This is a genomic window from Methylobacterium sp. 1A (assembly GCF_058072805.1).
Map to the genome: position 1 here is coordinate 3,835,799 of NZ_JBYQVE010000001.1, position 24,868 is coordinate 3,860,666.

A 24,868-nucleotide genomic window follows, 5' to 3' on the forward strand; every position below is an offset into this window, starting at 1 on the left:
ATTTGTGATGGCTCCGACCGCGGCTATCTATGAATGTTGGACGTCGTCGCGAGACATTAGTTCTCAATCAAAGAACTTCCCATTCCAACGAATGTAGCCTCCACCTCCGCCATGGGCATCCATATGAACCTTTCGGGATGCGCTCGCGGCCTACCTTGACGTTGGCACCCAGCATATCGTGGTCCTTCTGAAGCAATGATCCGCGACGCAGATAGAACAGTACGGAGCAAACCTGCATGCCGCAATGACTGCTCCGTGACATTTTACCGGCACATCGGATCGCCTCGTGGGATATAATCAGGTCGGGCATGCCGTCGCCATCGAGATCCCGCTCGATCAGGCCGGCGGGATCGATGCGCCCTTGACGACCATCGCACCCGTCATTGATCTCCTGCTTTGCCAAGTAGGCCGCCGCTCTTGATTCCGCCATAGCCGGCGCTGCAAAGAGCGATCCCATCAGGATCACGAAAGTCAGTCTTCCCATAAAAATCGTACGTCTCCCGATATTCGTCCCAAACAGCCCGGAGTCAGCCTTTGCATTGACGCGACAAGCTTGACTTCGCCGATGCATAGCCGTCAGTCCTTACGGGCCACTTGGTGCGTTCGTCGAAGACGATGGCCGCTTTACTGCCCGAGCTCAGTAATTCATCTATGTCCGGTCGCAACGGCCAGCTGTAGAGCTCGTTATTGGTCCTCGGCGGTACGGTCAGCTTGATCTGGCGTCCGGCAGCGGAGAGGGATAGCGTATCTCCAGCGCTTAGACCGTTCTCGACGGAGTAGATCTCGAAGGACCTTTCGCCACCGCGCCGGCACGAGACGAATATGCACAGATTGGAGGAGACGCAGGAGGTGAACGCAGGATACGGAGTTCTTTTTGCCGGCTTCCACCCCGAGTTCGCAACCTGGACGCAATACAGCATGAATAGGAGGGCAACCGCACCCGATCTGGTTGACATGATATGGTCCCTACTTTGTTGAGATCGCGTCCATTTTCACGATTTTTCCCGCTGCGCCGCAGAACAGAGCCTTGATCGTCACGATGCGGCCGTCCCGGATCAATGTGGAATATCCATCGCGGGCGATCGCTTTCTGGTGTGAATCGGGAAAATAGTACAAAGCGGGTACGTTGATGTACTGCCCGCCGCCTTTTTGGCTAAGTGTGAATCCGCGTACCGTTCCCTGCTCGAATGTTAGATCGCTGATGCGGCCGCGCGAGACCATCGGAGAACAGTCCTTCGCCGGCGACAGGTTAGACATCGAGACGATTTTGCCGTCGACGGAACGATTCACCCTCATATCCGCGAGAACGACGCTGGATCCGGCGGCATATAGCAAAAATGAACCTAGATATTTTCCTATGTAACAACTTGCGGCTCCCATCGAAAGCTCCGTAGGCGCGTATTCAAAGCAAGATTTTCGATCGCGATCCACAGCGCAAGCCGTAAATTGGCACAGGACTGATAATCATTTGGCTTAGAGGCTTCGAGTGGGAGCCGGCGTCACGAGTGCGGCTGGGCTCGGCGCATGCGGTCTGGTTGGACTTGGCGGAGGTCTTCTGCCTCTCTACAGGTCTATGGAGACTGTCCTAGTCAAAGACTCGCGCGATTGGCTTACAAAACTGACTTCCGGCCTCTGACCGTCTGAATCGTCGAGGACATGTCCGCTCGAGTGCCCGCGTGGCGCAGAAGCAGACCGGCAGCATTCCACTCCTAACAGCCCTTCCGCTGCCGACCCAACTCAGCTGTACAGGCGGCAGTGAGCGCTTCCCAGAAGCGGTCGTTCGCCGCCGGACAGGCAAATTCGGCTCTTGATGGTCAGCAAGATGGCGGCTGCTGTCTGGAAGAAGACATCCGACTGCGGACGACATAGGCCGTGCGGACACCGCGATCCCGCCAACGCCGTTCTGGACCAGACCTCCTCGCTATCCGCCAAAGCCACCATATAGTAGGCTGTTAACCAAATTTGCCCAAGCGACGGTATAGATCGACGAAAAGCACACGCCGATTAAAATGTGAGCTGGAGGAAACTGGGGCATGTCAGAGCAAGAGCGCGTGCATCTTCAGGAACTGAGCGAAAAATTCGATGCCTTGAAGGAAGAAATCCAACAACTTCGGTCTGAAGTTGGCATGCTCCGATCTGTAAGGCATGGATCTGGAGTCGATCTCGTAATCCTAGATAGTATTGTTGCGTATGTTCCAACAGCAGACAATCTGTATTCAAATTTTATACCGGACAGCAACAAGAAATATGACGTTTTTGCCAGCGGTTTGCCGGAGGTGATGCTCGGCAATCCAAGCAATACGCCCGCGAAAGTTTTTCAAGATTATATAGAGATAGCGGCAAGCGATTACTCGACAATAATTCTATACGACATTGGTGCTTGGGCTGGAGACATCGCTATCCGTCTGGCGCGTTACGCCAAAGCATCCAAAATCGATTTCCGCGCCCAATGCTTTGACCCATCAACTGCCGGGTCATTGATACCGTTCAACGCACGCCTGAATAATGTAGCGGACCTTGTGGATTTTGTGCCCGCGGGTATTAGCCTCGATGGCGGCCCACTGCTGTTTAATCAAGTGCGCGGACACTCGGACTCATCTGGACTATCCATGGTCGACAGTTTTGGCCGTGATGTAGATTCGTATATTATAAATACTTATACTTTGAAAGAAATTTTGGAAAGAAACAAGCGTCCTTCACATCAAATTATTAAGATCGACGTCGAAGGAATTGATGCACTTATCGTGGCAAACAATCTTGCAATCCTGCAAGAAAGCACTTTGGTGATCGAGTTCAATCCCCGACAGGAGCAATATAAGATTATCGATCCACGAAATTTTCTGGCGCTAATGAACCGAACGCATACGATCTATGACTTATTCTATGCGCCGAACCCAACAATGGTAAATAAAATTGATGATATTGATCAATTTATGATGGATATTTTGCAAAGAAAATGGGGATATACAGATCTATTAATGGTCCCTCGGGTCTGTAAATTTCACGATCGCTTTATTCAGCGATACAAGGACTATAAAAAAGAGCCCGATAATTATGTACTCGCGAAGGCGCATCGCACCAGGTAGGTTTTTGCCGCCTCCCACATTTTCGTATGAACCAGCACCGCCTGGATAGGCTCAGCCAAGAGCGCCAGCGTTGCCTGCAAAGACGTTGGCCATTTACACACTTCTCTCAGATACTGACAATGGGTCGCGGACTTCTGACACTCCGAAGAATTCGGATTATTTAGTCCGGGGCTCGGCAAAGGGTCGCAAGCGGAAGGGGCAGCAACGTCCGCTAAAGCGCCTTCCAAATCGTAAGTAGACCGTCCGCAAACCACCCTGAGCCGACATGTGCGTATGGGTACCAAGCGTGAGATTTGGACTTCTAGATGTTCGGTCCCGGCATCCGGCGATCCGAAAGCGGACGCGTTTTCACGGCTTCATTTTGATGCTGTCATGTTCGCGGTTGGCCGCATCAATCGCCGCACCGTTGTTGAGTGCCCACGCGCAGAGCGCCTCAAAGGGCTCGCGTAGTGAATGGCCGAGCGGGGTGATCGCATACTCGACGCCGATGGGTGCGGTCGGCAGCACCGTCCGGGTCACCAAACCATTGCGCTCCAGCCGCTTCAGCGCGTCCGCCAGCGCCTTGTGCGTGATGCCGTCGAGCCGCCGTTTGATCGCGTTGAACCGTGAAGGCCGCGGGCAAAGCACCGTGAGGATCAGGATCGTCCACTTGTCGGCGATCTTGTCCAGCACCGGGCGGACCTGCGCCATGTTGGCGAGCGCGCAAGCGGACGCGGCATCGAAGTCGGTATCGTCGGCCATATCTAGTCTACCTTAAGTGCGTTCTTGATAGCAGATACACGCTGTGTATCTGCTGCGCCATTGCAGATGAAGGGATGCCCCGATGGCTCGCATGCAAGACAAGGTTGCGCTGGTGATCGGCGGGGCGAAAGGCATCGGCCTTGCGGTCGCCGAGCGGCTGGCGGTCGAAGGCGCGTCGGTCGTCTTCACCGGGCGGCGCGCCGACGAGGTCGACGCAGCCGCTGCGAGGATCGGGCGCGGTGCGCAGGGCCTCGTCGCGGACGCAGCCCAACAAGAGGATCTGCACCGCGTCGTGGCGACGGTGCGGGAGATGCATGGCCGGATCGACGCGCTGGTCCTCAACGCGGGCATCTCGGAACCCGCGACCCTGCGCGACGGGACGCCCGAGCATTTCGACCGGCACTTTGCGGTCAACGTCCGTGGGGCTGTCTTCGGGTTGCAAGCGGCTCTGGGCGCAATGGGGCGGGGTGGGGCCGTCGTGCTGATGGGGTCGATTGCCGACGTCATGGGCGTGACGCCCTACGGGACCTACGCCGCGACGAAGGCAGCGCTGCGCTCCTACGCGCGCACATGGACGGCGGAACTGGCCCCACACGGCATCCGCGTGAACGTGGTGGCCCCCGGTCCGACCGATACCGCCATGATGGCGAGCGTATCTGAGGACGGGCGGGCCGCACTCATCGCGCCGATCCCGCTCGGCCGCATGGCGCGTCCCGAGGAGGTGGCAGCGGCCACGCTGTTCCTACTGAGCGACGAGGCGAGCTTCGTCGCGGGGGCCGAACTGTGCGTCGACGGCGGGATGCAGCAGGTCTAGCGTCCCGATAGCAGTTTCAGGGTGTCCGCTTCCGCCGGTTTGCATCCCCGAAGCGGACCATCTTGAAGCCACCCATTTTGGACGTTCAGATGGGCGCGTCGTGGTGGCAGATGCTGGCCGAAAGCGGAACAATCGCTTCGGAAAAGGCCGACCAGAGATGCGGACGGCCTTCAATCGATCCGGATCGGAAAGGAACGGAGCGAAACGCGTCACTCATAAGCTGATGTCCCGGCCTTGACCGAGAGCCTCCGGTTCCATCCCGGCGGCTCGAGCGGCCAACCGGCATAAACAAGCGTTAACCCTTAAGACAGATGTGGCGGACCATACCTCAGGTCACTGTCGCGGTGTCTTGCCAGACTGCGCCAAGGACCCTTCGCGCGCTTGCATAAGCCACCTGCAATCTCCGGCGTGAACGCAATAGAATGGCCGAGATGTTCGTCGATGAAGCTCTCGATCGAGCCAACGCCGATATCCAAGCGGGACGGCGCCAAGAAGCCAGAAATCTTCTGGAGGCGATACTCAAGGTAGAAGACAGAAACCCGCGAGCCTTGATCGGAATTTCGGTCGTCAGCTTCCAACAAGGCGACCTGCCGAAGGCGGTCAACTACATCTCGGCAATAGTCCTAGAGAATCCATTCGACAGCGACCTCCTCGGCACGTGCTCGGCCCTTCTGCGGAGCTTTTCCGTCGAGGAATTCGCCGATCGTGTCGAAGCGATAAGTGATGACGCCAAGAAGGATGCGCGGACAATAACGGCGTGCCTCGACGGTTTTCTCAACATGGCGGATTTCGGATCCTCGGGCGAGGCGATCGTGCGCGTCCCATCCGAGATCGCTAGCGCGATCCACTTCATATCGCTCGACGCTCTGTCTGTAGGCTCCAACAGATCGAAGTTCGGTCGGTACTCGCCTATCAACTGCGTCATCGCTCCTACCGCGGGAGACTATGAATTCCGCGAGAAGCACTTCATCTACGCGTCCTCACTGCTGGAGGACAAGCAGGAGATCCTTGAGGCGTTCGGCCTCCGGGATCTGGCACGGGTCAAAGCGGTTCACAAGGTCAAAGCGAAGCGCATGTCGGATGCCCTCGATGAAATCGGGGTCTCAGGTCTCGACTATTTCAAGAGCGATCTGGAGGGCATAGACGGCTTGGTCCTGCGCGACGCCCGGCAGCACATCGCCGGGGCCGCCGTCGTACAGGCCGAGCTCCGTTTCATGCCGGCCTACGAGGGGGAGCCGCACTTCGACGAGACCGTCGCCTACATGCGCGGACAGGATTTCGAGGTGCTGCATCTGACCAATGAGAATTGGCGGTACGCGACCCGGCACAGGGAGCACATGGCCAGAGGTCGGACGGTGTTTGCGGATACCGTGTTCGTGAAGAACATCGACACGTATCTATCGCTTCACGGACGCTCGACCGAGGCCGTGGTTCGATATTGCCTCGCCTGCGGCGTGTCCGGCAACGCAAACTATGCTGAATTCATACTCGAGAAGCACAAGGCACTCGTCCCTTGCGATCTCGGCGCCGCTCTCGTCAACTAACTGATACCGAAGGCCCGCTTCGGTCAGCCTCAGTTCGCCAAGACCCGACTCGGCCATGTCGCCATGTCGTGACCGGAATTCCAGCCTCACGCCCTGTAAGGCTGCGGCGGCGGGCCATCCAGGGCGATCAGATCGACGTTCCGCGCCTTGAGGACGCCGAACAGGCCTTCCAGTTCGCGATCGCAGGGATCGTCCACGATCGCGGCTTCCGGCGTGTCCTCCTCCAGCCACGCCTCCGCATCCTTGTTGGAGGAGAAACCGAGCGGGTCGTAGCCGAGTCTCTCGAGCATTCGGCACGCCCGTCGCCGCCGTGCGGCGCTACGGGAGAGGACCAGGGCCGGAGGCCGGAGCGGACGAGCGGCCATCACGCGGCCTTCCGCGGCTTCGAGGACGTCGCCTTGCCCGCGCCGCGGGTCGAATTTAGCCGCGACCGCTTCGAACCCGCCTTCTTCCGGGCAGCGGCCGGCTGAGCGGAGGATCCACCCTTCTCGGAGTCGATGCTGCGCCTGAGGGCCTCCATCAGGTTCACGACGTTGCCGGAGCTCGGTGCCGCCGCCTTCGATCGACCCTTGCCCTTCTCGGGCTTCTTCGCCTTGCCCTTGACCAGCGCGATCAGCGCCTCCTCGTAGCGGTCCTCGAACTTCGACGGATCGAACTTCCTCGTCGACCGGGCGATCAGCTCCTCGGCCAGGGACCGCATCTCGTCGGTCGGATTGCCGTCCGGCATGTCCTCGAAGTAGGCGGTGGGCGACCGGATCTCGTCCTGGTACCGCAGCAGGGTCGCCAGCAGGCCTTTGCCGTAGGGCTCGATCAGGACGATGCGCTCCCGCTTGTAGATGACGATCCGGCCTAGGCCCGCCATCCCCTTCTTCCTCATCGCATCCCGGATGACGGCGAACGCCTCGCGCGACACCTTGTCCTCGGCCGCGAGGTAGTAGGGCTTGTCGAGGTAGCGCTCGTCGACCTCCTCGCGCCTGCAGAACGCCTCGATGTTGATCGTATGCGTGCTTTCCAGCGCGATCTCGCTGAGCTCCTCGTCCTCGACGGGGACGAGGTCGTCCTTGGCGACCTCGCAGCCCTTCACCTGATCGTCGCGATCGACGGTCTCGCCGGTCACGGAGTCGACCAGCAGCTGCTTCACGCGGTTGCCGGTCTCACGGTTGATCGTGTGGCACTTCAGGTCCCGCGACGAGCTGATCGCCGGATATAGTCCGACGGAGCAGGAGACGAGTGAAAGTCGCAGGTGCCCCTTCCAATTGGCGCGCGATGCCACCGCAGCCTCCAAATTCGCACAAGTATTCGTCGCCGGCGATGAGTCGATGCGATGCCGACCACGAATTCGGCGACTCAACGAGAGTCGCTCTCGACTCGTTCCTGCACAGTTCGTCCTGTGGATAACTTGCGAGATCTTGTCTGCCCCCGCATTCGAAGCGGCATCCCGGAACCGGCGATCGGCCGCGGCGGTTTGCCGGAAGTCATGTCCGAGCTCCTCAAGCCGTACCGCGAGAAGCGGGACTTCGAGGCCTCGCCCGAGCCTCGTGGGCGCCGTGGCCGGAAGGCCGCCAAGGCGCGCTTCGTCGTCCAGAAGCACGACGCCCGACGCCTGCACTACGATCTGCGGCTGGAGATGGACGGGGTGCTCAAGAGCTGGGCCGTCACCCGCGGGCCGAGCCTATCGCCGGCCGAGAAGCGGCTCTCCGTCCGCACCGAGGACCACCCCCTCGACTACCTGCGCTGGGAAGGGGCGATCCCCAAGGGCCAGTACGGCGGCGGAACCATGATCGTCTGGGACATCGGCTCCTGGGAACCGGTCGGCGATGCGGCCGCCGGTCTCGAGAAGGGCCACCTCGAGTTCGTTCTGCACGGAGAGCGGCTCGGCGGCCGTTGGCATCTCGTGCGCATGAAGGGTCGCGGCGGCGAGAAGAGGCAGCCGTGGCTGCTGATGAAGGCCGAGGACGAGCATGCCCGCCGCGAGGGCGACATCCTCGTCGAGCACGATGCGTCGGTCCTGTCGGGCCGGACCAACCGCGATCTCGCCGCCGGCGGCGAGATCAGACCCGACCACGCGGCACGTGCGAAAGTCGCCTTGACGCGAGTGACGAAGACCGCCTCGGCCCGGTCCCCGCGCGCCCGCAAGGCCGTGCTGCCGCCCTTCGTCGAGCCGGCCTTGGCGATCCTCGTCGACGCGGCGCCGACCGGAGAGGGCTGGCTGTACGAGATTAAGCACGACGGCTACCGCATGCAGGCGCGCATCGACGGAAGTGCCGTGAAGCTGTCGACGCGATCCGGCCTCGACTGGACGGCGAAGTTCGAGCCGATCGCGAAGGCCCTGCAGAAGCTGAAGCTGCCCTCCGCCCTGATCGACGGCGAGATCGTCGTCGATAACGCGAGCGGCATCTCGAGCTTCGCGGCGCTTCAGCAGGCCCTCGCCGACGGCGACACGGGCGCGGCGCTCTTCTACGCCTTCGACTTGCTCTACATCGACGGCAAGGACATCCGCGCCCTCCCCCTGACCGAGCGCAAGGCTCTGCTGCTGCAGAGCCTGGACGATGCGGGGTCCGCCGACCGGATCCGGTTCAGTGAGCATCTCATCGACGACGGTGCGGCCATGGCCCGCCATGCCTGCCGCCTCGGGCTCGAAGGCATCGTCGCCAAGCGGGCCGACGCGGCCTACCGCTCCGGACGAAGCGATCTCTGGCGCAAGGTGAAATGCACCGGCTCCCAGGAGTTCGTCGTCGCGGGCTTCATGCCCTCAGGCACGGCCCCGAAATCCGTCGGCTCGTTGATCCTGGGAACACACCAGGATGGCACCCTCGTCCACGTGGGACGGGTAGGTACGGGGTTCGGCGACGCGGTCGCGCGCGAGCTCTGGGTGAAACTGGAGTCCCTGCGGATCCCAGCGCCGCCGTTCGACGCCGAACTGCCGCCCCTGGCGCGCCGCAATGCACGATGGGTGGAGCCTCGTCTCGTATGTGAGGTGACGTTCCGCGGATGGACCGCCGACGGTCAACTGCGGCATGCGTCGTTCAAGACCATCCGGACCGGCGTGGCGCCCGACGAGGTCGTCCGGAAGGCGGCGCCGGCGCGCTCACGGGCGCCGAAGCGGAGAACCGCGGAGTCGACCATGACGCTCACGCATCCAGATCGCGTGCTCTGGCCGGACGTCGGCCTGACGAAGGAGGGCTTGGCCGGGTACTATGCCGAGATCGCCGACCGCATCCTGCCGCACGTGATCGACCGGCCTCTGTCGCTCGTCCGGTGCCCGGCTGGCCTCGGCTCGTGCTTCTACCAGAAGCACGGCTGGTCCGGGATCGACGAACGCCTTCTCCGCGTCCTCGAAGGCGGGACCGGGAAGGCGGTCGTGATCGGCGACCCGGATGGCCTGCGCGCCCTGGTCCAGGCAAGCGTCCTCGAGATCCATCCCTGGGGCGCGACGGCCGCGGACCCGGATCGGCCGGACCGCTTGGTCTTTGATCTGGATCCCGGGGACGGCGTGGGCTGGACCGACCTCGTCGCCGGCGCGCTCGAGGTCCGCGAGCGTCTGCGGATCTCGGGGTTCGGCGCCTTCGTCAAGACGACCGGAGGTAAGGGACTGCACGTCGTCGTCCCGGTCGAACCGAAGGGTGGGTGGGATGAGGCGAAGGCGTTCTCGAAGGGGCTCGCCTCCGAGATGGCCAAGAACGCGCCCGACCGCTACGTCGCGACCGTGTCCAAGAAGTCCAGGGACGGCCGCATCTATATCGACTATCTGCGCAACCAGCGTGGTGCGACCGCGGTTGCGACCTTCTCGACCCGCGCCCGCGCGGGAGCGCCGGTCTCGGTGCCGGTCGGCTGGGACGAACTCCCGTCCCTCGGTTCCGGATCGCGCTTCGACGTCGCCACCCTGCCCGGTCGCTTGGCGGCGCTCGGCAAGGATCCCTGGGCCGGCTTCGAGCGTGCCGCGCGGCCTCTGGAGGCAGCCGGCAAGCGCGGGCGTCGACGAACCTGACTGGCCTGTCTGTATGGACTTGCCGTCGGCTCGTGCGCGGTCAGCGCGGGCCGGGCAGGCGAAGAGCGAGATAGCGGACGGTCTTGGCTCCGCCGTGAATGGTGGCTGCGCCGACCTCCTCGAAACCGAGCCGGGCGTGGAAGGCGTCCGAGCCCAGGTTGGGCGGCATCGAGTTGACTTCGCACACGATCAGGTCGTGACCGGCCTCGCGGGCCTTCCGGAAGAGATCCTCGTAGAGCCGCCGCGCATAGCCGAGGCCGCGGGCAATGCCGGCGACCACGACCCGGTCGACGTACACGAAGCGCGGGTAGCGTCTGCGGAACCATAGGTAGTTCGGGCTCGCATAGGTCGGATGCCGCTCATCGAGGGCGATCAGGAAAGCGTCGTTGCGGCCAATCCGGCGTGCGTGGAAGCTCCCCGCCACGAGCTCGGAGAGACCTTCCTCGTCGAGCAGGGAGAGCTCGGCCGCGTGCGTGTTGTTGAGGGCCAGGATCGGACTGGTGTCGGTCGATGAGATCTGCAGCAGCGATGTCATGCACTCTCGCGTGTCATCGACCGAGTGTTGTACGCCATCCCGACTGCAATCTGGATCAAGGCAGCCGTTGTGGCCCCAGCGCGGATCGCAAGCTGGGTGGCCGGGATTCGGGAGTTGCACCTCTCGCTCTGGCATGCATTATACCAGTGGCCTGACGCATGGGTCGTCCTCAACGCACCTCGCGCCCTCGTCAGAAACGTCGGGGGCGTTTTTTCTTGGGAGCGGTACGGCCGGCAGCTTCGGATGGAAGCTCGACGAGGTCTGCAGCGGCGGTCCTTCGGCCAGGAAGGCGCGATGGACGCTCTCGGTCGCCGGCGACACGATGATCGCGTCGATCGCACGCGGCTTCAAGGCCGGCGAGCCGTTCACCCTGAAGCGCTGCGCCACGAGGTAGCCGGGAAGCCGAGCCTGAGGCCCGGCCGGCTATCGCTTCCCGCCGTTCGGGTCCATCCATGGGCGGGCACGCCCCTCCCCCTGGGTGCGAAGGAGCTGCGATGAGCCCGCACGACTACACGTGGCTCCTGTTTGCGACGCCCGCGGCCGTCGCCCTGCTCGGCGCCTTCGTCTATGTCGCGATTGGTCTTCAGGACCGGATCGACGGCCGCTGCGACCGGTAGACCGGGCCGCTGGCCCTGCCCACGAATGGTGCGCCTGTGCCGGGCGCATGGGGCGGCATCCCCGGGCGGAACCCGAGGTTCCGGATCCTGTTGTGGGATCGGCGAGCGCAGATGCCACTTGGCCCATCGGACGCCCGCCCTTCGGAAGGATCCAGATCGGGCACCTCGGCACCATGAAAGCAATCGTCTGTCTGTCCGCCGTCGTCGTCGCATCGACGCCCTTCGTCGGCACGCCCGCCAGGGCCGACGATGCCGAGGCGGCGCGCCTGTGCCGAGGAGACGCATTCAAGCTCTGCCTGAGCGAGATCCCGGACCGTGACCGGATCACGGCCTGCATGGTCCGGAACAGGGCGCGCCTGAGTCCGGGCTGCCAGACGGTGTTCAACAAGCCGTCCCGGCCAGCCACCGTCGAGGCCGCCAGCCACACGATCCGCTGAGCAGATGACGGTGGAGGGTATCCTCCGAAGGTCAGCACCTGCGGCCGTAGGATCGTGACGCCCGCCTCCCCGCCCATCCCATGGCTGGATCGAAGCTGGAACTGTCGATTACCGAAGCGCGCCGCATCGCGCTGACCGCCCAGGGCCTCGGCATGCGCCCGCTATCGGACGGGATCGCCGTCTCGCGGATGCGTCGGCAGATAGGCCGCCTGGGCCTGCTCCAGATCGACAGCGTGAACGTCCTCGTCCGCGCCCACTACATGCCGCTGTTCTCGCGCCTGGGGCCCTACGACCGCGGCGCCCTCGACGCCCTGGCTGTCGCAGGCTCGAAGCGCTTCTTCGAGTACTGGGGTCACGAGGCGTCCCTCCTGCCGATCGATCTCCAGCCTCTGCTGCGCTGGCGCATGGACCGCGCCCGCCAGGGCCACGGCGTATGGAACCAGCTCAAGGCGTTCGCGGGCGAGCGGCGCGCGGAGGCGGACGCCATGCTCGCCCGGATCGGGCAGGAGGGCCCGCTGGCTGCCTCCGACGTCTCGGGCCCGAAGGCGTCCAAGGGCATGTGGGTCTGGAGCGATGCCAAGCACGCGCTCGAATGGCTCTTTTGGGCAGGACTCGTGGCGTCGACGCATCGGAGGGGCAGCTTCGAGCGCGTGTACGACCTGCCCGAACGGGTGCTGCCCCGCTCCGTCCTCGCCCGACCGACCCCGGCTCCGGTGGACGCCCGGCGCGAACTCGTCGCGCGATCCGCGGAGGCGCTCGGCGTGGCGACCGCGAACGACCTGCGCGACTACTACCGCCTTTCGCCGACCGAGGCGCGCCTGCCCATCGAGCAGCTCGTCGAGGAGGGCGTGCTCATTCCCGTGACCGTCCGCGGATGGCAGCAGCAGGCGTACCTGCACAGGGATGCCCGGCCCGGCCGCCGTCACCGCGGCGCGGCCCTCCTGTCGCCGTTCGACCCGCTCGTCTGGCACCGGCCACGGACGGAGCGCCTCTTCGGATTCCGGTACCGCCTCGAGATCTACACGCCCGCCCACAAGCGCGAGCACGGCTACTACGTGCTGCCGTTCCTCATGGACGGCGCGCTGGTAGCCAGGGTCGACCTGAAGGCGGATCGACGGGCCGGGGCGCTGATCGTCCTACGCGCGCATCAAGAGCCGGGTGCGCCGGCGGCTACGATGGAGCGGATACTCGCGGAGTTGCGATTGATGGCCTCGTGGCTCGGCCTGTCCGACGTCGTGATTTCGTCGACAGCCGGGCTGGAGAGCCGCGATCACCGGGTCAGTTCCCGGATGAGCGACCGGGCGGCGATGGAATAGCCGGCGGACCCCAGGCTACGCGTTGCGCCGGGCCGCGGACACCGCCTCGGCCAATGCCGGGAAGCCGCCGCGCAGATCGGCCGCCGTCATCCAGTAACCGGACCGCCCGAAGACCCGATTCAGTTTGGCCCTGCGGCGCGCCCCCTTCGTCCAGGACAGATGCGCGTCGGCCGTCGGGTCGATCTCCAGCACCAGCATGCGCTGCCGCTGGATTTGCATCGGGGTCACGCTGCGGATCGTCTCCCAGGGGATCCAGTCGGTCGACAGCCTGCGATCGTAGATCCCACGCGGCCCGACGGACACCACCGGTTTCGACTGGAACAGCTTGGGGAAGATCAGCACCGTGCAGAGGCCGAAGAACGCGACGCCGGCATAGGCCTCGAACTCGGCGAAGCTTCCGGGCGTCACGGCCGTGCGCCCGATTGTCGGGTGCGCATAGATCAGCCAGCCGGCGAAGGCCGCGAAACCGACGGAGGCCAGGAAGAGGCCGATGGTCCGCCACGGCGAGCGATGGATCTCGACGACATCCACGTAGGCGAACTCCGCAATGCGATGGGCTGACCTGCGCCAGGTCGCTCCTCGGGAGAGCGACTATCGCGCGCCCGAAGGCGATACCGTAGCCGATGTTGGGCGACTTCCTGCATGACGCGGTCCCAGAACGCCTCAGCGCGGGCGCGTTCGGGTTGATTCTCCACCTTGTTCAGGCAGGCCCGAATGAAGACGCATCCGCCGCGACGGCCTCAGCGCGGATCAGCGGGGCGGCATTCCTGGCCTGGATCTTCTCGACAATCGAGAGCAGGTGCGCGCGATCCACCGTCTTACGCGTGGCGCTGCCGGAGCGTCCGCTTCGGAGAACACGGCGGTGTACCCCGAATGGCCGGGTTGAGCGCGAAGCGAAACGGTCGGTCCTACGTGCCCCGACGATCCGGCGAGACGTAGTCTGGCCGTAAGCGGCCGATCCGCTTCAGAGCATGCCCGCTGTGGAATTGGACACTAGCGACAGGAGCGATGTCACGACCGCGTGCCGAAGTCGCAGCCCGTGTTTATTGGCTTTGATGACAGAGGTCTTTCAACCAAACGCGGCTTGCGGAGGGAGAGAATAGCCATTCCGCCGGTGGCAAGGACGAAAGCGACGAGACCCGTCGAGACGGCGAGACCGCCCGTCAGGCTCGTGAAAAATCCGAACGCGATTGGCGCCGCCAGGCTTCCGACCTGCCCCATGCTGCTGATGAAGGCGAGACTTCCCACGGCTTCGGCTTCGGTCAGGAAGCGCACCGGTATGGTCCAGAACAGGGCGGTCGCCGACAGATAGCCGATGGCGAGCAGGGCCAGGCAGGCGATGGCCGCCGCAACGTTCTGCGCGACGAGGGAGATGGCGAGGGCGGCCGTCGCGGCCAGGAAGGCGGATAGGGCGAAATGCCACCGCCGCTCGAGCCGCCGGTCCGAACTACGGCACAGCAGGAGCATGCCGACGGCACCCACGGAATAGGGGATCGCCGACAAGAGCCCGACGCTGAACACGTCGGCTACGCCCGATCGCTGGATAATCGTCGGCGCCCAGAAGTTCAGAACGGTCCCCGCCCAGGTGATGGAGAAATATCCGAAGGTCGCGATCCACAGCTTCGGATTTCGCAGGGCCGACAGGAAGGCCCTCGCTGGCGCGTGTCCCTGTTCGAAGGTCCCGGATGAGAGATCGGCCGCCACGATCGCCTTCTCCCGTGGCGTCAGCCAGGCGGCATCCGCGGGTCGGTCACTCAGCACAAAGAACGCGCCGACTCCGACGAGTACCGGCAGCGCCCCCTCTACGAGAAACAGCCATTGCCAGCCCTTGAAGCCGGCCGCGCCAGCGAGGTGCTGGATGATCCAACCGGAGGCTGGTCCGCCTACGATGCCCGACACCGCAATGGCGAGGACGAACAGCGACATCACCCGCCCGCGTAGGCGATGGGGGAACCAGAAGGTGAGGTAGAGGACGATGCCCGGGAAGAAGCCAGCTTCGGCCGCACCGAGTAGGATCCTGGCCAGGTAGAAGGTCGCCGGGCTCGTCACAAACGCCATCGAGCAGGACACGAGGCCCCACAGACACATGATACGTGTCAGCGTCTTGCGCGCGCCAATGCGGCCAAGGAGAAGATTGCTCGGCACCTCGAAGAGGATGTACCCGACGTAGAAGATGCCGACGCCGAAGCCGTAACTCGCGTCCGACAGGCCGATGTCACTCTGGAACGTCAACTTGGCGAAGCTGACGTTTACACGGTCGATGTAGTTCAGGACATAGCATAGAAAAATCATCGGGATCAGCCGGAGGCTGATCTTCCGATAGATCCTGGCTCGTTCGTTCTCAGACGCTTGCTCGATAGCAACGCGCGTCTTGGACGCATCGGCCATTCCAAATCCCCCATCGCGAGCTTGGCTTCCGCGGCGCGATCCTGTTCGAATAATTCGCGTCGTCCCGACCGAGCCAAATCTCGCTACGAAGCATAGCAGGCCATTTTGCAGTGTTGCGATGATATATTTTCGTCGTTTCAATCGATGCCATCGATCGATGATGCCGGCAGATCTGTCGCACGCCCTGCGAGGGTGTGCCGATCAATCGGCCATGAAGTCCGGAGACATCGACACAGTCCGTCCCGCTTCGGTCAAAATCACCGACCTCGGAATCGCCTGCTCGAAGGTCGCTCCAAGATCTGTCAGACGTTGAAGCAGCTCAGGCAACCGGACGAGGCATCCAGCCTCGATGTCATGAATGACCACGACACTCCAGTCCTGCTCCCGCACCTGGGCCATCGCGGTCTCGACCCAGCCGTCCGCGTCCTTCCAGTCACCGGGGACGCTGTTCCAGGTGATCGTCGTGTAGCGTTCGGCGAGGAGGTGATCGAGCGCCGCCCGACTCAACAGATGCCGGCCGATCAGTCCGTCGTTCCCGTAGGGGCGGAAGAGCTTCTCCGGTCGCGTCAGCGAACCGATCCTTTGCTGCGTCTCCTCGATCTCTCGGAGCGCATAGTCCCGGTCCGTCCGGTCCCCGAGTGCCACCGAATGCGTAAAGGTGTGATTTCCGATCCAATGCCCCGCTGTATGAGCAGCCCGCATGAGATCGGCTGCAGCGGGGTCGTCGAGCCTCTGCCCGATCACGAAGAAGGTGGTCTTGATTCCGGCCCGGTCTAGGATCCCCAGGATCTGATCCGTCACATGTGGTGTGGGGCCGTTGTCGAAGGTGAGGGTGACCTGCTTGGCTGCCATATCTGACTCCAATTCGGGCTCGTTCGCCGTAGCGGTCGTGGACACACTGGCGAGCTCCCGCGACGACATCCCCGCTACAACCGACGCGACGAATGAGAAGTCTTATCGCAGGCTCGTCGGAGCGTGTGCAGGAAGGATGCGACGTGCGGAGGCAGGACCTCGTTCCGGCGCAATAGCACGCCAGGGCTCCGCATGGGCGTGGGAGTTTCGAGAGGAACCGACAAAAGCGTCCCATCCTCTGGGACGGCCTGTCTCGACAGGATCGCGACGATGTTCATACGCCGAACGAGGCCGAGGATGGGACCGATCGTGTTCATCTCTGCGACGAGGTGCGGGACGGCGCCGCATTGCCGGAAGCAGTCATCCAGCAGCCTGCGGGTGGTGAATTCCGGTGAGAGCAACACGACCGGCTGATGGTGGAGTTCCGCCATGCGGACCCATTTCCGGGCTGCCCACCGGTGTTCAGGCGAAAGCACGAGATCCAGAGGCTCGTCATAGAGGGGTTCGAAGGCGAGATCCTGCTGGTGGTCCGGCCTGTAGGAGATACCGAGATCGAGGGCACCGGCCAGGAGCCGCTCCTCGATCACGCTAGCGGCGAGTTCCTCCACGACGACGCGCATCGAAGGATTGCGGGTGAGGAACTCGGTCAGGCAGGCGGGGACGAGATTGACGTTAAAGGTGTGCGTCGCGGCGATCCTAAGCCAACCGGTCAGGACCTGATCCTGGGGGGACAGCGCCCGAAGGCCCTCGTCCAGTTCGCCAAGGGCCCGTAGGACACGGGGCAGCAGGTTCTGCCCGGCTTCAGTGAGGAACACGCGCTTGCCGACGCGGTCGAACAGGCGTTGCCCGACCTGATCCTCCAGTTGCCGGATCTGGTGAGACAGGGTCGATTGGGTGATGTGCGTCTGCCGCGCGGCCCGGGTGAAGCTCAGGTGCTCAGCCAGAGCCACGAAGTAACGCAGGTGACGGAGTTCCATCGGTCTGCCCGTTCGATCGACGGCATCGATCAATTGAATGCATCGATATCATTATATCGATGCAACCCGGCGCGCTATACGATGCTGACGCTGGGCTGACGGCTTCTACCTTCACGGTCCGCCACTCCGCGCAAACGCCCTGATTGGGAGCTCGAAGTGCCGAGGATTGGGAACGCGAGCCGGGCCAGCGTCGGACCAGATCACCAGGGATTGTTCGACCGCCTGGAAGCGCTGCGGGGAAAGCCGGTCGAGAACGTCTTTCTCGCCGTCGCCAACGCGCCTGCGCTGTGTGACGGGGTTCTCGCGATGGCGATGTCGCTGCGCCAGAGCACTCTGCTCGACCGGCAACTTCGCGAACTAGCCGTCCTGACGGTCGGGCTTGAGACGCGGGCTGACTACGAGGTCGCGCATCACTGGAACTCGGCGGTGAAGGCCGGGCTGTCCCAAGCCAAGCTGGAGCAGCTTGCGCAGTTCGAGACGGATGACCGGTTCACCGCTTCCGAACGCGCCGTCATGCGCTTCGCTCGCGACGTGACGCGGACCGGCCGTGTCGATGACGGCCTCTGGGCCGAATTGTGCGGGTTCCTGGACGAGCAGGAGCGACTAGAACTGGTCCTGACGACGGCTTGGTACAACTGCGTCGTTCGCATCCTCCTCCCCCTCAATATCGAACTTGAGGACTGGTTCTCACGTCTCTGAGGGCGAGCGCGAGAGAACTTGCGCCCGGCGTGCCTTCGAACCGGACGGAAGTTCCGGAACAGAATAGGGAGATCATGAAAATGGACGTGACGCCCGGAGGTGATCCGCCCGTGCTTGGCCGACCGCCGGCTAAGTCATTCGAGACGGATGATGTGGATAGCGCCGCACTCTATCGAAAATTGCAGTGGCGGCTGCTGCCGTTCCTCTTCGCATGCTACGTGGCTGCCTATCTCGACCGGGTGAATATCGGCTACGCGCAGTTGCACATGCGCGCGGAGCTGGGCTTCAACGACGCGGTTTACGGCCTCGCCGCCGGACTATTTTTCGTCAGTTACTTTCTGTGCGAAGTCCCGAGCAACTTCGTCCTTCAGCGCGTCGGCGCCCGGCGAACGCTGGCGCGCATCCTAATCCTGTGGGGGCTCGCCTCCTCGGCAACGATGTTCATCACCGGGCCCCATTCGTTCTACGCGCTGAGGCTGATCCTGGGAGCGTTCGAGGCGGGCCTCGCCCCCGGGGTGATGTACTATCTGACGCTCTGGTATCCGAACCGCCGCCGGGCGGAAATGACTGCAATTTTTCTGAGCGGCAGCATGCTCGCCGGTGTGATCGGTGCACCTATCTCAGGCTTCATCCTCGAAGGCATGCAGGGCGTCCTCGGCCTCAGGGGCTGGCAGTGGATGTTCCTTCTGGAGGGCATGCCGGCCGTGCTTCTCGGGCTCGTCGCGCTCCGGATCCTCGTCGACAAGCCTCAAGATGCTCCCTGGCTGACATCATCCGAGAAGATGCTCCTTTTGGCAGAGATCAACCGGGACGGGAACTTGGCTGCCGGCGGCCATGCATTCGGTGCGGCGTTCCGCGACCCACGAATCTACGTCCTCGCGCTGGCGTACTTCACCCTCGTCTGCGGGCTCTATGCGATCACCTTCTGGATGCCCGTGATGATGCAGGCCGCCGGTGTCCAGGGAGCCGCCGCAATTGGCCTATGGTCCGTAATCCCCTATGCGATCGGCGGCATCGGCATGGTGTGGCTGTCCCGACGCTCTGACCGACGGCAAGAGCGGCGGTGGCACTACGCCGTCTGTGTCGGTGTCGGTGCCTGCGCGCTGATTGGGGCGTCCCTCGCCGGCGCGAACCTTCCAGTCGTCCTGGCACTGCTCTCCGTCGCGACCGCGACGCTCTTCGGCGCGATGCCGATCTTCTACGGCATCCCGATGGCCTATCTCCCCGAGCGTTCGGCCGCGGGCGGCTTGGCGCTGATCAACTGCCTTGGCCTCACGGGTGGCTTCGTGAGCCCCTTCCTGCTGGGCTGGATCCGGAACGCGACGGGGAGCCTGACGCCCGGCCTGTGGTTCATGACTGGCCTGATGCTGACGGGCATCGTGGTGCTACTCCTGGCGACACGCCGCCCGTTCACGCGAGTCACGCCCCACCCCGCCAACTCCGGGCTCAGTTTCGGGTCGGAGGCAGGCCGGTGAGCCTCGATAGCTTGGCCCACCGCTGGTATGCGTCGGAAGGGAGCCGATCGCCGCTCCTCCTGCTGCACGGCACCGGAGGTGACGAAGACGAGCTTGTGCCCTTTGCCCAGGCAGCGGCCCCCGGCGCGCCGATGCTGGCCGTCCGCGGAGCCGTATCGGAAGGTGGCAAGCTGCGCCACTTCGCTCGCCATCCGGACGGTCGTTTCGATTCATCCGAGGTCGTCCGCCGAGCCGATGAACTGGCGGCCTTCGTCGCGGCCGCCCGCGACCGTTACGGTTTCGGGCCCCCGCTTGCCCTCGGCTTCTCGAACGGAGCCAACATCGCGGCCGCACTCATGCTTCTGCATCCTGCTCTTCTGACGGGCGCGATCCTGTTGCGCGCCGTTCCACCGCTGACTGGTACCGCGGCCGCTGCCCTTGTCGGGCAGCGCGCCGTCGTTGTCTCGGGCGAGACGGATACGATCGCGCCGCCGGCACTCGGGGCCGATCTGGCACTTTGCCTGACCGAGCTGGGCGCCGAAGCGACCCACCATGTCCTACCCTGCGGCCACGACCTGACACCGGCCGATGTGCCCCTCGCCCGCGACTGGCTCAGCTCTCTCGCCGAAGGGGCACCCGCTGGACCGGCTTCCTCCCACTTGATTCGCCCTTGATCCGGAGATGATCGATGAAGCTCTGTCGTTACGGTGAGGTTGGGTCCGAGCGGCCTGCTCTGGTCGATGCTGCAGGCGTCCTCCGCGACCTCTCGTCGATGTGCCGTGATCTTGGTCCGTCCGAACTCGCGCCCGACGGTCTCGCCAGGATCGCACAGACGGATCCGACGCGGCTGCCCCGGGTAGAAGGAAGCCCCCGCCTCGGCGTTCCCTTCACAGGCCTCTCGAAGTTCATCTGCATCGGGCTCAACTACTCGGACCACGCGGCCGAGGCCGGCATGGCCATCCCGAGCGAGCCAATCATCTTCCTCAAGGCTCCGAGCGCCGTCTGCGGGCCGAACGACGACACGATCCAGCCCCGCGACTCAACCAAGCTCGACTGGGAAGTGGAACTCGGCGTCGTGATCGGATCGACGGCGCAGTACGTCACCGAGGAGCACGCCCTCGATCATGTTGCCGGATACTGCGTCGTGAACGACGTCTCGGAGCGGGCCTTCCAGCTTCAGTCCAGCCAATGGGACAAGGGCAAGGGATGCGATACGTTCGGTCCAATTGGACCCTGGCTCGTGACAAAGGACGAGATCCACGATCCGCAGCAGCTCGACATGTGGCTCGACGTGAATGGAACCCGCCGTCAGACGGGCAATTCGCGCACGATGATCTTCGGCGTTCGCGAGATCATCGCGTACTGCAGTCGGTACATGACGCTCCTGCCGGGCGACATCATCGCGACGGGCACGCCGCCGGGCGTCGGCATGGGGATCAAGCCCAAGCCCGTCTGGTTGCAGCCGGGCGACACGGTCTCGCTAGGGATAGAGGGCCTCGGGCAGCAAAGCCAGCGCATCCGGCGGACCGATCACGGCTAGGGCGCCTGTCGGCCGGCTCAGGGTCGGGAGGGCGACCCGCCATCCAATCCGGGCTGAGCCGGCGGCCTGCTCGGATCATGCATTTCGCAGAATCGCGATCTTAGGCCCGTAGGTCCGCTTCAATGTGCGGCAGGTGCAGAACTTTGCAACGGCATTGCACGTGCTGACCACGAACGCAGTGAAATGCGGAGCACTACGGGCTGTGTTGGCCAATTCGCCGTGACGCGGGAGGTAGTGGCCGAAGATGGCGTGGCATAGCAGCATGATTTAGGCCTCACACCTGAACGAACAAATGGCGCTCACCTCAAGCAGGCCAATGCCTGGCTTCCCTCGTGAGTATGCATGTGGCCGACGTTCGCTTTCATGCCTTGCTGGCCGAAATTCGATAGACAGAAAACCACTCATCGAAGACGTTCACAGAAGTGCTTCGTGATGGAAAATGCTGGCCGGAAGCGGAAAGGCGATTTGCGGAAGTGCGGGACATATAGCGGACGTGGCGTTTCCGCCTCTCGCAGAATCGCGAACTGAAGATGTGCTTCTGTTGTCGGAGACAGCTCCGTCATTCATCATAGCGCCGTCAGGATTGTGTAGGTCCTTAGCCTGGTTCGTCTTTCAGGACATACTCGACGAAAGCCGAGATGAGAGCGACCGTGTCCGCGAAAGCTTCGCGATGTGGTTCATGACCGACACCCGGCATCTCACGGACTGTGAGCAGGCTGGGTGGACATGATCTGCGGGCTGCAGCGATCTGGGCTTGCGTCCCGTAGGCGTCCTCGGTTCCCTGTATAAGTGTCACGGGGACGGTCAGGCGTGTCAGCGCAGCCTCGATCGTCCATCCGCGCCGGGCCGGATCCAGCCATGCGTCGTTCCAGCCACGGAAGGCCCCTTCGACATCGGTGTGCCAGCGGCCGAGGCGGGTCCTCAAGAGCCCCCGCTCGTAGGCGGCTCGGGTTCGCCGGATCGCGGACAGCGTGACCTCCTCCACGAAGAAATGCGGTGCCATCAGCACACCGCCCCGCAGGCGGGCATCGCCTTCCGCCAAGGCGAGAGCGGCGATCGAGGCGCCGTCGGAGTGGCCGATCATCACGCCGCTCCTGAAATCTGCGGCGTCGAGTAACCGCGGGAGGACTGTGCGGGCCTCGTGCTCGAGATAATCGGCCGGGCGAGGCAAGGGCACCGGGCTCGACGCGCCATATCCCTGGCGGGAGACGGCCAGGACACCGCACTCTGTCGTTTGGGCGAGGGTCTCGGGCAGGGCGCCCCATTGCATCGCCGAACCGAGGCCTTCGTGGAGCAACACAAGCGTGGGGGCCACCTCCGGCTGTCGACCGACGAAATGATATTCCAGTCGACCATCGCCGAGATCGAAGAAGCCGGAGGATTGCAGACGAGCCATTTCATCGCTCCCACCGGGATTCGACCAGCACGTATCGTCCTTCCCTCGGAATAGGGAAGGACGGACTGGTCAAGGGCGTGCAGGCGGAGGACCAGCAGAACGCTCGCCCTGGGAGGTGGCTCCGCCTGCATGGGGGGCCGTCACGCCCGGTCGAGGTTGCCCTGCGTCTCCGGAGTGATAACGGCGCCAACGAGATAGACTAGCGTGACGCATGTCATCACGACCGTCAGCACCATCGGGATCTGCGTCGGCCCATCGGCGATGAGGGAGACGAACGTCGGCAGCATGCCGCCCAGCGCGAAGCCGATATTCCAGGTCAGGCCCGTCCCCGTGGCCCGTACCGCCGTCGGGAATTTTTCATTGAGGAAGATCAACAGCGGCGCGTAGCTGGCGTTGGCGATGAGCGAGAGAAGGAAGGCACAGGCCGCGACCCCCATGAGGCTCGTCGTGTTCGCCATGGTCAGGAAGAGAACGGGAAAGGCGAACAGGCGGATGACTCCCATCAGCAAGAACGACCGCTTGCGCCCGATATGCTGGCTCAGTTCGCCCATGCCGCAGGCGCCGATCGCCGCCGCCACGTTGGCGCCGATCAGGATCATCGAGGCGGTGGCGTTCGGTACGCCGTTCACGAGCTTGAGGAGGGTCGGCAGGTAGCCGGACGTGAGGTAGTAGGCCGCGCCGCCGCCGAAGGAGATGAGCGTCGCGACCGCGAAGCTTCCCCGGTTGGACGGCGAGAACAGCGAGCGGATCGGCGAGGCCTTCGTCGGAGCACCCTCCCGGAGCGCGGCCTTGCGGGCCTGCAGTTCCTTGAAGATCGGGGATTCCTCGAGGTTGCGGAAGAGGATCAGGCCGATCACCGAGGTCAGTAGGCCCGAGAAGAACATCACCCGCCAGCCCCAGTCGGCGAAGGCCTCGCCCGGCGCCATGAGCGAGACGAGATAGAAGACCAGGGAGGCCAGGAGGCCGCCGATGGCCGAGCCCCCGCTGCCGACCGCCCCGGACATCAGCCCCCGCCACCGCTCCGGCACAGATTCCGTACCGATCGTGTGGGATGCCGCAACGACACCGCCGACGAAGACGCCCTGGACGAGGCGGAAGAATAGGAAGATCGCGGTGGCGAGCCATCCGATCTGGCCGACCGTCGGCAGGAGGCCGAAGACCGCCGTCGACAGGCCGACGCCGATCACCGCCACCATGAGGGCGCGGCGGCGGCCGAAGCGGTCCGCATAGGAGCCGAACAGGGCGGAGCCGAGGGGCCGGATCAGCAGCGTGACCGCGAAGGAGGCATAGGCTCCGGCCAGCGACAGCATCGGCTTGTCCGCCGGGAAGAACAAGGTGCCGACGACCGGCGCCACGTAGAGCAGAATGAACAGGTCGAAGAGATCGAGCCCCCAGCCGAACAGCGAGGCCATGGCGGCCGTCGCCGTCTGCCGACCGGTGGGCCTGGCGAGGGCGGGGGGATCGGATGCGAAGGTGGCGGCGGTCTGCATGGGGTTCCTCCGGGGGATGCGGTCGTTGCCGCGGTGGGGCCGGTTCGGGCTCTGGGTCTGGATGGGAGCCATTCGGGCGCGCGCCGTCGTTTCCCGCCTGGGCGGGATCGAAGCGATGCGGTGAAGGTCACGGGATGGGGGGAGCCGCTATGCAGCCCCCCGGCGTGGCCGGGCTATGAGCCGGTGAAGCGCGGCGCGCGCTTGGCGTGGAACGCTTCGACGCCCTCGCGGAAGTCATCGGCCTGCCGCAGGCGGCTGTAGCAATGCCCTTCGAGCTCGATGGCGATGGAGAGGCTCGCATCCTCGGTGTCGTTGAGGAGCTTCTTGGCGGTGCGCTGGGCGATGGGGGAGAAGGCGCGCAATTCGTCGACCAGCGCGTCGGTGGCCTTCTCCAGGTCCGCGTCGGCCACGCATTCGGTGGCGATGCCCCAGTCGAGGGCCTGCCGTCCGGGGATGCGCTTGGAGCGCATCACGATGTCCTTGGTCCGGGTGATGCCAACGATCTTCTGGAGACGGGCCGAGCCGCCGGAGCCGGGAATCTGCCCGAGCTTCTGCTCGGGCAGGGCGTAACGGCAGGTCTCGGAGACGATGCGGAAGTCGCAGGCCAGCGAGATCTCGAAGCCGACGCCGAACGTATAGCCCCGGTTGGCGGCGATGACGGGCTTCGAGCAGCGGGCCGGCGCCGCCATGTTCCAGGCGAGCTTCGAGACGTGCTCGGGCGAGGCGTCGAGGAAGCCCTTGATGTAGCCCCCCGACGAGAAGTGTTCGCCCTCCGCCCGCAGGACGATGACCCGCACGCGGGGATCCTCGTCCAGCGCCTCGAACACCTTACGGATCTCGTCGCGCTGGGGCATCGCAATGACGTTCATGGGCGGCCGCGCCAGGATCACGTCGGCGCGCTCGCGCTCCGAGTCGATCTCGACGCGGAACCCGTCGAGGTTCGTCAGGCGCGGGTCGATGGTGTGGGTGTCGCTCGTCATGGGTTTGGTCTCTC

Annotated in this window: 24 protein-coding genes; 11 read left to right on the forward strand and 13 right to left on the reverse strand. The window is 63.9% G+C overall.

Translation table 11 applies throughout. The features are described from left to right. Positions 1 to 67: 67 nt before the first annotated feature. Both ACX9MN_RS18500 and ACX9MN_RS18505 read right to left on the reverse strand, forming a co-directional pair. Positions 68 to 466, reverse strand: coding sequence for a hypothetical protein (locus ACX9MN_RS18500; RefSeq protein ID WP_489725029.1), 399 nt, complete (start codon positions 464 to 466; stop codon positions 68 to 70). A 500-nt stretch (positions 467 to 966) separates the two neighbouring features. Next, positions 967 to 1,290, reverse strand: coding sequence for a hypothetical protein (locus ACX9MN_RS18505; protein WP_139237873.1), 324 nt, complete (start codon positions 1,288 to 1,290; stop codon positions 967 to 969). Between the two features lie 743 nt (positions 1,291 to 2,033). On the opposite strand from ACX9MN_RS18505, the gene ACX9MN_RS18510 reads away from it, so the two are divergent. Beyond that, complete coding sequence (locus ACX9MN_RS18510) at positions 2,034 to 3,086, forward strand: FkbM family methyltransferase (RefSeq protein WP_489725030.1); 1,053 nt, start codon at positions 2,034 to 2,036, stop codon at positions 3,084 to 3,086. Between the two features lie 348 nt (positions 3,087 to 3,434). Here the strand turns inward: ACX9MN_RS18510 and ACX9MN_RS18515 are convergent, their stop codons facing one another. Continuing rightward, the gene (locus tag ACX9MN_RS18515) at positions 3,435 to 3,827 is read right to left on the reverse strand and encodes a winged helix-turn-helix transcriptional regulator (protein WP_020096271.1); all 393 of its coding nucleotides are present in this window, start codon (positions 3,825 to 3,827) and stop codon (positions 3,435 to 3,437) included. A gap of 82 nt (positions 3,828 to 3,909) precedes the next feature. Between ACX9MN_RS18515 and ACX9MN_RS18520 the strand changes: the two genes are divergently transcribed. After that, positions 3,910 to 4,641, forward strand: coding sequence for an SDR family NAD(P)-dependent oxidoreductase (locus tag ACX9MN_RS18520; protein WP_020096270.1), 732 nt, complete (start codon positions 3,910 to 3,912; stop codon positions 4,639 to 4,641). Positions 4,642 to 5,063: 422 nt separating this feature from the next. Continuing rightward, on the forward strand, positions 5,064 to 6,185 hold the full coding sequence (locus ACX9MN_RS18525) for a tetratricopeptide repeat protein (protein WP_489725031.1): 1,122 nt from the start codon (positions 5,064 to 5,066) through the stop codon (positions 6,183 to 6,185). 86 nt (positions 6,186 to 6,271) lie between these two features. On the opposite strand, the gene ACX9MN_RS18530 is transcribed toward ACX9MN_RS18525, so the two are convergent. Continuing rightward, positions 6,272 to 6,475, reverse strand: coding sequence for a hypothetical protein (locus tag ACX9MN_RS18530; protein WP_091980590.1), 204 nt, complete (start codon positions 6,473 to 6,475; stop codon positions 6,272 to 6,274). A 74-nt stretch (positions 6,476 to 6,549) separates the two neighbouring features. Continuing rightward, complete coding sequence (gene ku / locus ACX9MN_RS18535) at positions 6,550 to 7,458, reverse strand: non-homologous end joining protein Ku (protein WP_091980592.1); 909 nt, start codon at positions 7,456 to 7,458, stop codon at positions 6,550 to 6,552. A 204-nt stretch (positions 7,459 to 7,662) separates the two neighbouring features. Here ku and ligD point away from each other — a divergent pair, with 204 nt between their 5' ends. Next, a complete protein-coding gene (ligD, locus tag ACX9MN_RS18540; RefSeq protein WP_354456022.1) occupies positions 7,663 to 10,173 on the forward strand; it encodes a DNA ligase D in 2,511 nt (836 codons plus the stop codon). Positions 10,174 to 10,213: 40 nt separating this feature from the next. On the opposite strand, the gene ACX9MN_RS18545 is transcribed toward ligD, so the two are convergent. Then, complete coding sequence (locus ACX9MN_RS18545; protein ID WP_489725032.1) at positions 10,214 to 10,708, reverse strand: GNAT family N-acetyltransferase; 495 nt, start codon at positions 10,706 to 10,708, stop codon at positions 10,214 to 10,216. Positions 10,709 to 11,202: 494 nt separating this feature from the next. On the opposite strand from ACX9MN_RS18545, the gene ACX9MN_RS18550 reads away from it, so the two are divergent. From ACX9MN_RS18550 to ACX9MN_RS18560, 3 genes are all read left to right on the forward strand, one after another. Then, positions 11,203 to 11,325: a hypothetical protein gene (locus ACX9MN_RS18550; protein WP_280142567.1), complete on the forward strand. Its 123-nt coding sequence runs from the start codon at positions 11,203 to 11,205 to the stop codon at positions 11,323 to 11,325. 173 nt (positions 11,326 to 11,498) lie between these two features. Then, complete coding sequence (locus ACX9MN_RS18555; protein ID WP_020096262.1) at positions 11,499 to 11,762, forward strand: hypothetical protein; 264 nt, start codon at positions 11,499 to 11,501, stop codon at positions 11,760 to 11,762. A gap of 80 nt (positions 11,763 to 11,842) precedes the next feature. Then, positions 11,843 to 13,078 carry a winged helix-turn-helix domain-containing protein gene (locus tag ACX9MN_RS18560; protein WP_020096261.1) on the forward strand — a complete coding sequence of 412 codons (1,236 nt, stop codon included), beginning with the start codon at positions 11,843 to 11,845 and terminating at the stop codon, positions 13,076 to 13,078. A gap of 15 nt (positions 13,079 to 13,093) precedes the next feature. Here ACX9MN_RS18560 and ACX9MN_RS18565 read toward each other — a convergent pair whose 3' ends face one another. The 4 genes from ACX9MN_RS18565 to ACX9MN_RS18580 all read right to left on the reverse strand — a co-directional run bounded on the left by ACX9MN_RS18565 (position 13,094) and on the right by ACX9MN_RS18580 (position 17,328). Further along, a complete protein-coding gene (locus tag ACX9MN_RS18565) occupies positions 13,094 to 13,609 on the reverse strand; it encodes an STM3941 family protein (protein WP_020096260.1) in 516 nt (171 codons plus the stop codon). Between the two features lie 480 nt (positions 13,610 to 14,089). Beyond that, on the reverse strand, positions 14,090 to 15,466 hold the full coding sequence (locus ACX9MN_RS18570) for an MFS transporter (RefSeq protein ID WP_056531145.1): 1,377 nt from the start codon (positions 15,464 to 15,466) through the stop codon (positions 14,090 to 14,092). A gap of 201 nt (positions 15,467 to 15,667) precedes the next feature. After that, positions 15,668 to 16,318 (reverse strand): polysaccharide deacetylase family protein, encoded by a 651-nt coding sequence (locus ACX9MN_RS18575; RefSeq protein WP_354456023.1) that lies wholly within the window; start codon positions 16,316 to 16,318, stop codon positions 15,668 to 15,670. Between the two features lie 74 nt (positions 16,319 to 16,392). Next, positions 16,393 to 17,328, reverse strand: coding sequence for a LysR substrate-binding domain-containing protein (locus tag ACX9MN_RS18580; protein ID WP_246757388.1), 936 nt, complete (start codon positions 17,326 to 17,328; stop codon positions 16,393 to 16,395). 177 nt (positions 17,329 to 17,505) lie between these two features. Here ACX9MN_RS18580 and ACX9MN_RS18585 point away from each other — a divergent pair, with 177 nt between their 5' ends. The 4 genes from ACX9MN_RS18585 to ACX9MN_RS18600 all read left to right on the forward strand — a co-directional run bounded on the left by ACX9MN_RS18585 (position 17,506) and on the right by ACX9MN_RS18600 (position 20,988). Next, positions 17,506 to 17,994 (forward strand): carboxymuconolactone decarboxylase family protein, encoded by a 489-nt coding sequence (locus tag ACX9MN_RS18585; protein ID WP_020096256.1) that lies wholly within the window; start codon positions 17,506 to 17,508, stop codon positions 17,992 to 17,994. Between the two features lie 80 nt (positions 17,995 to 18,074). Beyond that, positions 18,075 to 19,469 carry an MFS transporter gene (locus ACX9MN_RS18590; RefSeq protein WP_489725033.1) on the forward strand — a complete coding sequence of 465 codons (1,395 nt, stop codon included), beginning with the start codon at positions 18,075 to 18,077 and terminating at the stop codon, positions 19,467 to 19,469. After that, positions 19,466 to 20,122, forward strand: coding sequence for an alpha/beta hydrolase (locus tag ACX9MN_RS18595; RefSeq protein WP_056531139.1), 657 nt, complete (start codon positions 19,466 to 19,468; stop codon positions 20,120 to 20,122). The genes ACX9MN_RS18590 and ACX9MN_RS18595 overlap by 4 nt, the downstream gene beginning before the upstream one ends. A gap of 14 nt (positions 20,123 to 20,136) precedes the next feature. Next, entirely contained in the window at positions 20,137 to 20,988 is an 852-nt protein-coding gene (locus ACX9MN_RS18600) for a fumarylacetoacetate hydrolase family protein (RefSeq protein ID WP_205833530.1), read from the forward strand. A gap of 595 nt (positions 20,989 to 21,583) precedes the next feature. Here the strand turns inward: ACX9MN_RS18600 and ACX9MN_RS18605 are convergent. The 3 genes from ACX9MN_RS18605 to ACX9MN_RS18615 all read right to left on the reverse strand — a co-directional run bounded on the left by ACX9MN_RS18605 (position 21,584) and on the right by ACX9MN_RS18615 (position 24,854). Beyond that, positions 21,584 to 22,384, reverse strand: coding sequence for an alpha/beta fold hydrolase (locus tag ACX9MN_RS18605; protein WP_100253854.1), 801 nt, complete (start codon positions 22,382 to 22,384; stop codon positions 21,584 to 21,586). Between the two features lie 140 nt (positions 22,385 to 22,524). Next, positions 22,525 to 23,874, reverse strand: a complete 1,350-nt coding sequence (locus ACX9MN_RS18610) for an MFS transporter (RefSeq protein ID WP_020096251.1) — start codon at positions 23,872 to 23,874, stop codon at positions 22,525 to 22,527. A gap of 173 nt (positions 23,875 to 24,047) precedes the next feature. Next, complete coding sequence (locus ACX9MN_RS18615; RefSeq protein WP_020096249.1) at positions 24,048 to 24,854, reverse strand: enoyl-CoA hydratase/isomerase family protein; 807 nt, start codon at positions 24,852 to 24,854, stop codon at positions 24,048 to 24,050. Positions 24,855 to 24,868: the final 14 nt, after the last annotated feature.

What these genes read in the sequence shown, in the direction of transcription:
- ACX9MN_RS18510 (WP_489725030.1), top strand. Translation starts at nt 2,034, where the DNA reads ATGTCAGAGCAAGAGCGCGTGCATCTTCAGGAACTGAGCGAAAAATTC.
- ACX9MN_RS18515 (WP_020096271.1), bottom strand. Translation starts at nt 3,827, where the DNA reads ATGGCCGACGATACCGACTTCGATGCCGCGTCCGCTTGCGCGCTCGCC.
- ACX9MN_RS18520 (WP_020096270.1), top strand. Translation starts at nt 3,910, where the DNA reads ATGGCTCGCATGCAAGACAAGGTTGCGCTGGTGATCGGCGGGGCGAAA.
- ACX9MN_RS18525 (WP_489725031.1), top strand. Translation starts at nt 5,064, where the DNA reads ATGGCCGAGATGTTCGTCGATGAAGCTCTCGATCGAGCCAACGCCGAT.
- ACX9MN_RS18530 (WP_091980590.1), bottom strand. Translation starts at nt 6,475, where the DNA reads ATGCTCGAGAGACTCGGCTACGACCCGCTCGGTTTCTCCTCCAACAAG.
- ligD (WP_354456022.1), top strand. Translation starts at nt 7,663, where the DNA reads ATGTCCGAGCTCCTCAAGCCGTACCGCGAGAAGCGGGACTTCGAGGCC.
- ACX9MN_RS18545 (WP_489725032.1), bottom strand. Translation starts at nt 10,708, where the DNA reads ATGACATCGCTGCTGCAGATCTCATCGACCGACACCAGTCCGATCCTG.
- ACX9MN_RS18550 (WP_280142567.1), top strand. Translation starts at nt 11,203, where the DNA reads ATGAGCCCGCACGACTACACGTGGCTCCTGTTTGCGACGCCCGCGGCC.
- ACX9MN_RS18555 (WP_020096262.1), top strand. Translation starts at nt 11,499, where the DNA reads ATGAAAGCAATCGTCTGTCTGTCCGCCGTCGTCGTCGCATCGACGCCC.
- ACX9MN_RS18560 (WP_020096261.1), top strand. Translation starts at nt 11,843, where the DNA reads ATGGCTGGATCGAAGCTGGAACTGTCGATTACCGAAGCGCGCCGCATC.
- ACX9MN_RS18570 (WP_056531145.1), bottom strand. Translation starts at nt 15,466, where the DNA reads ATGGCCGATGCGTCCAAGACGCGCGTTGCTATCGAGCAAGCGTCTGAG.
- ACX9MN_RS18575 (WP_354456023.1), bottom strand. Translation starts at nt 16,318, where the DNA reads ATGGCAGCCAAGCAGGTCACCCTCACCTTCGACAACGGCCCCACACCA.
- ACX9MN_RS18590 (WP_489725033.1), top strand. Translation starts at nt 18,075, where the DNA reads ATGGACGTGACGCCCGGAGGTGATCCGCCCGTGCTTGGCCGACCGCCG.
- ACX9MN_RS18600 (WP_205833530.1), top strand. Translation starts at nt 20,137, where the DNA reads ATGAAGCTCTGTCGTTACGGTGAGGTTGGGTCCGAGCGGCCTGCTCTG.
- ACX9MN_RS18605 (WP_100253854.1), bottom strand. Translation starts at nt 22,384, where the DNA reads ATGGCTCGTCTGCAATCCTCCGGCTTCTTCGATCTCGGCGATGGTCGA.
- ACX9MN_RS18610 (WP_020096251.1), bottom strand. Translation starts at nt 23,874, where the DNA reads ATGCAGACCGCCGCCACCTTCGCATCCGATCCCCCCGCCCTCGCCAGG.
- ACX9MN_RS18615 (WP_020096249.1), bottom strand. Translation starts at nt 24,854, where the DNA reads ATGACGAGCGACACCCACACCATCGACCCGCGCCTGACGAACCTCGAC.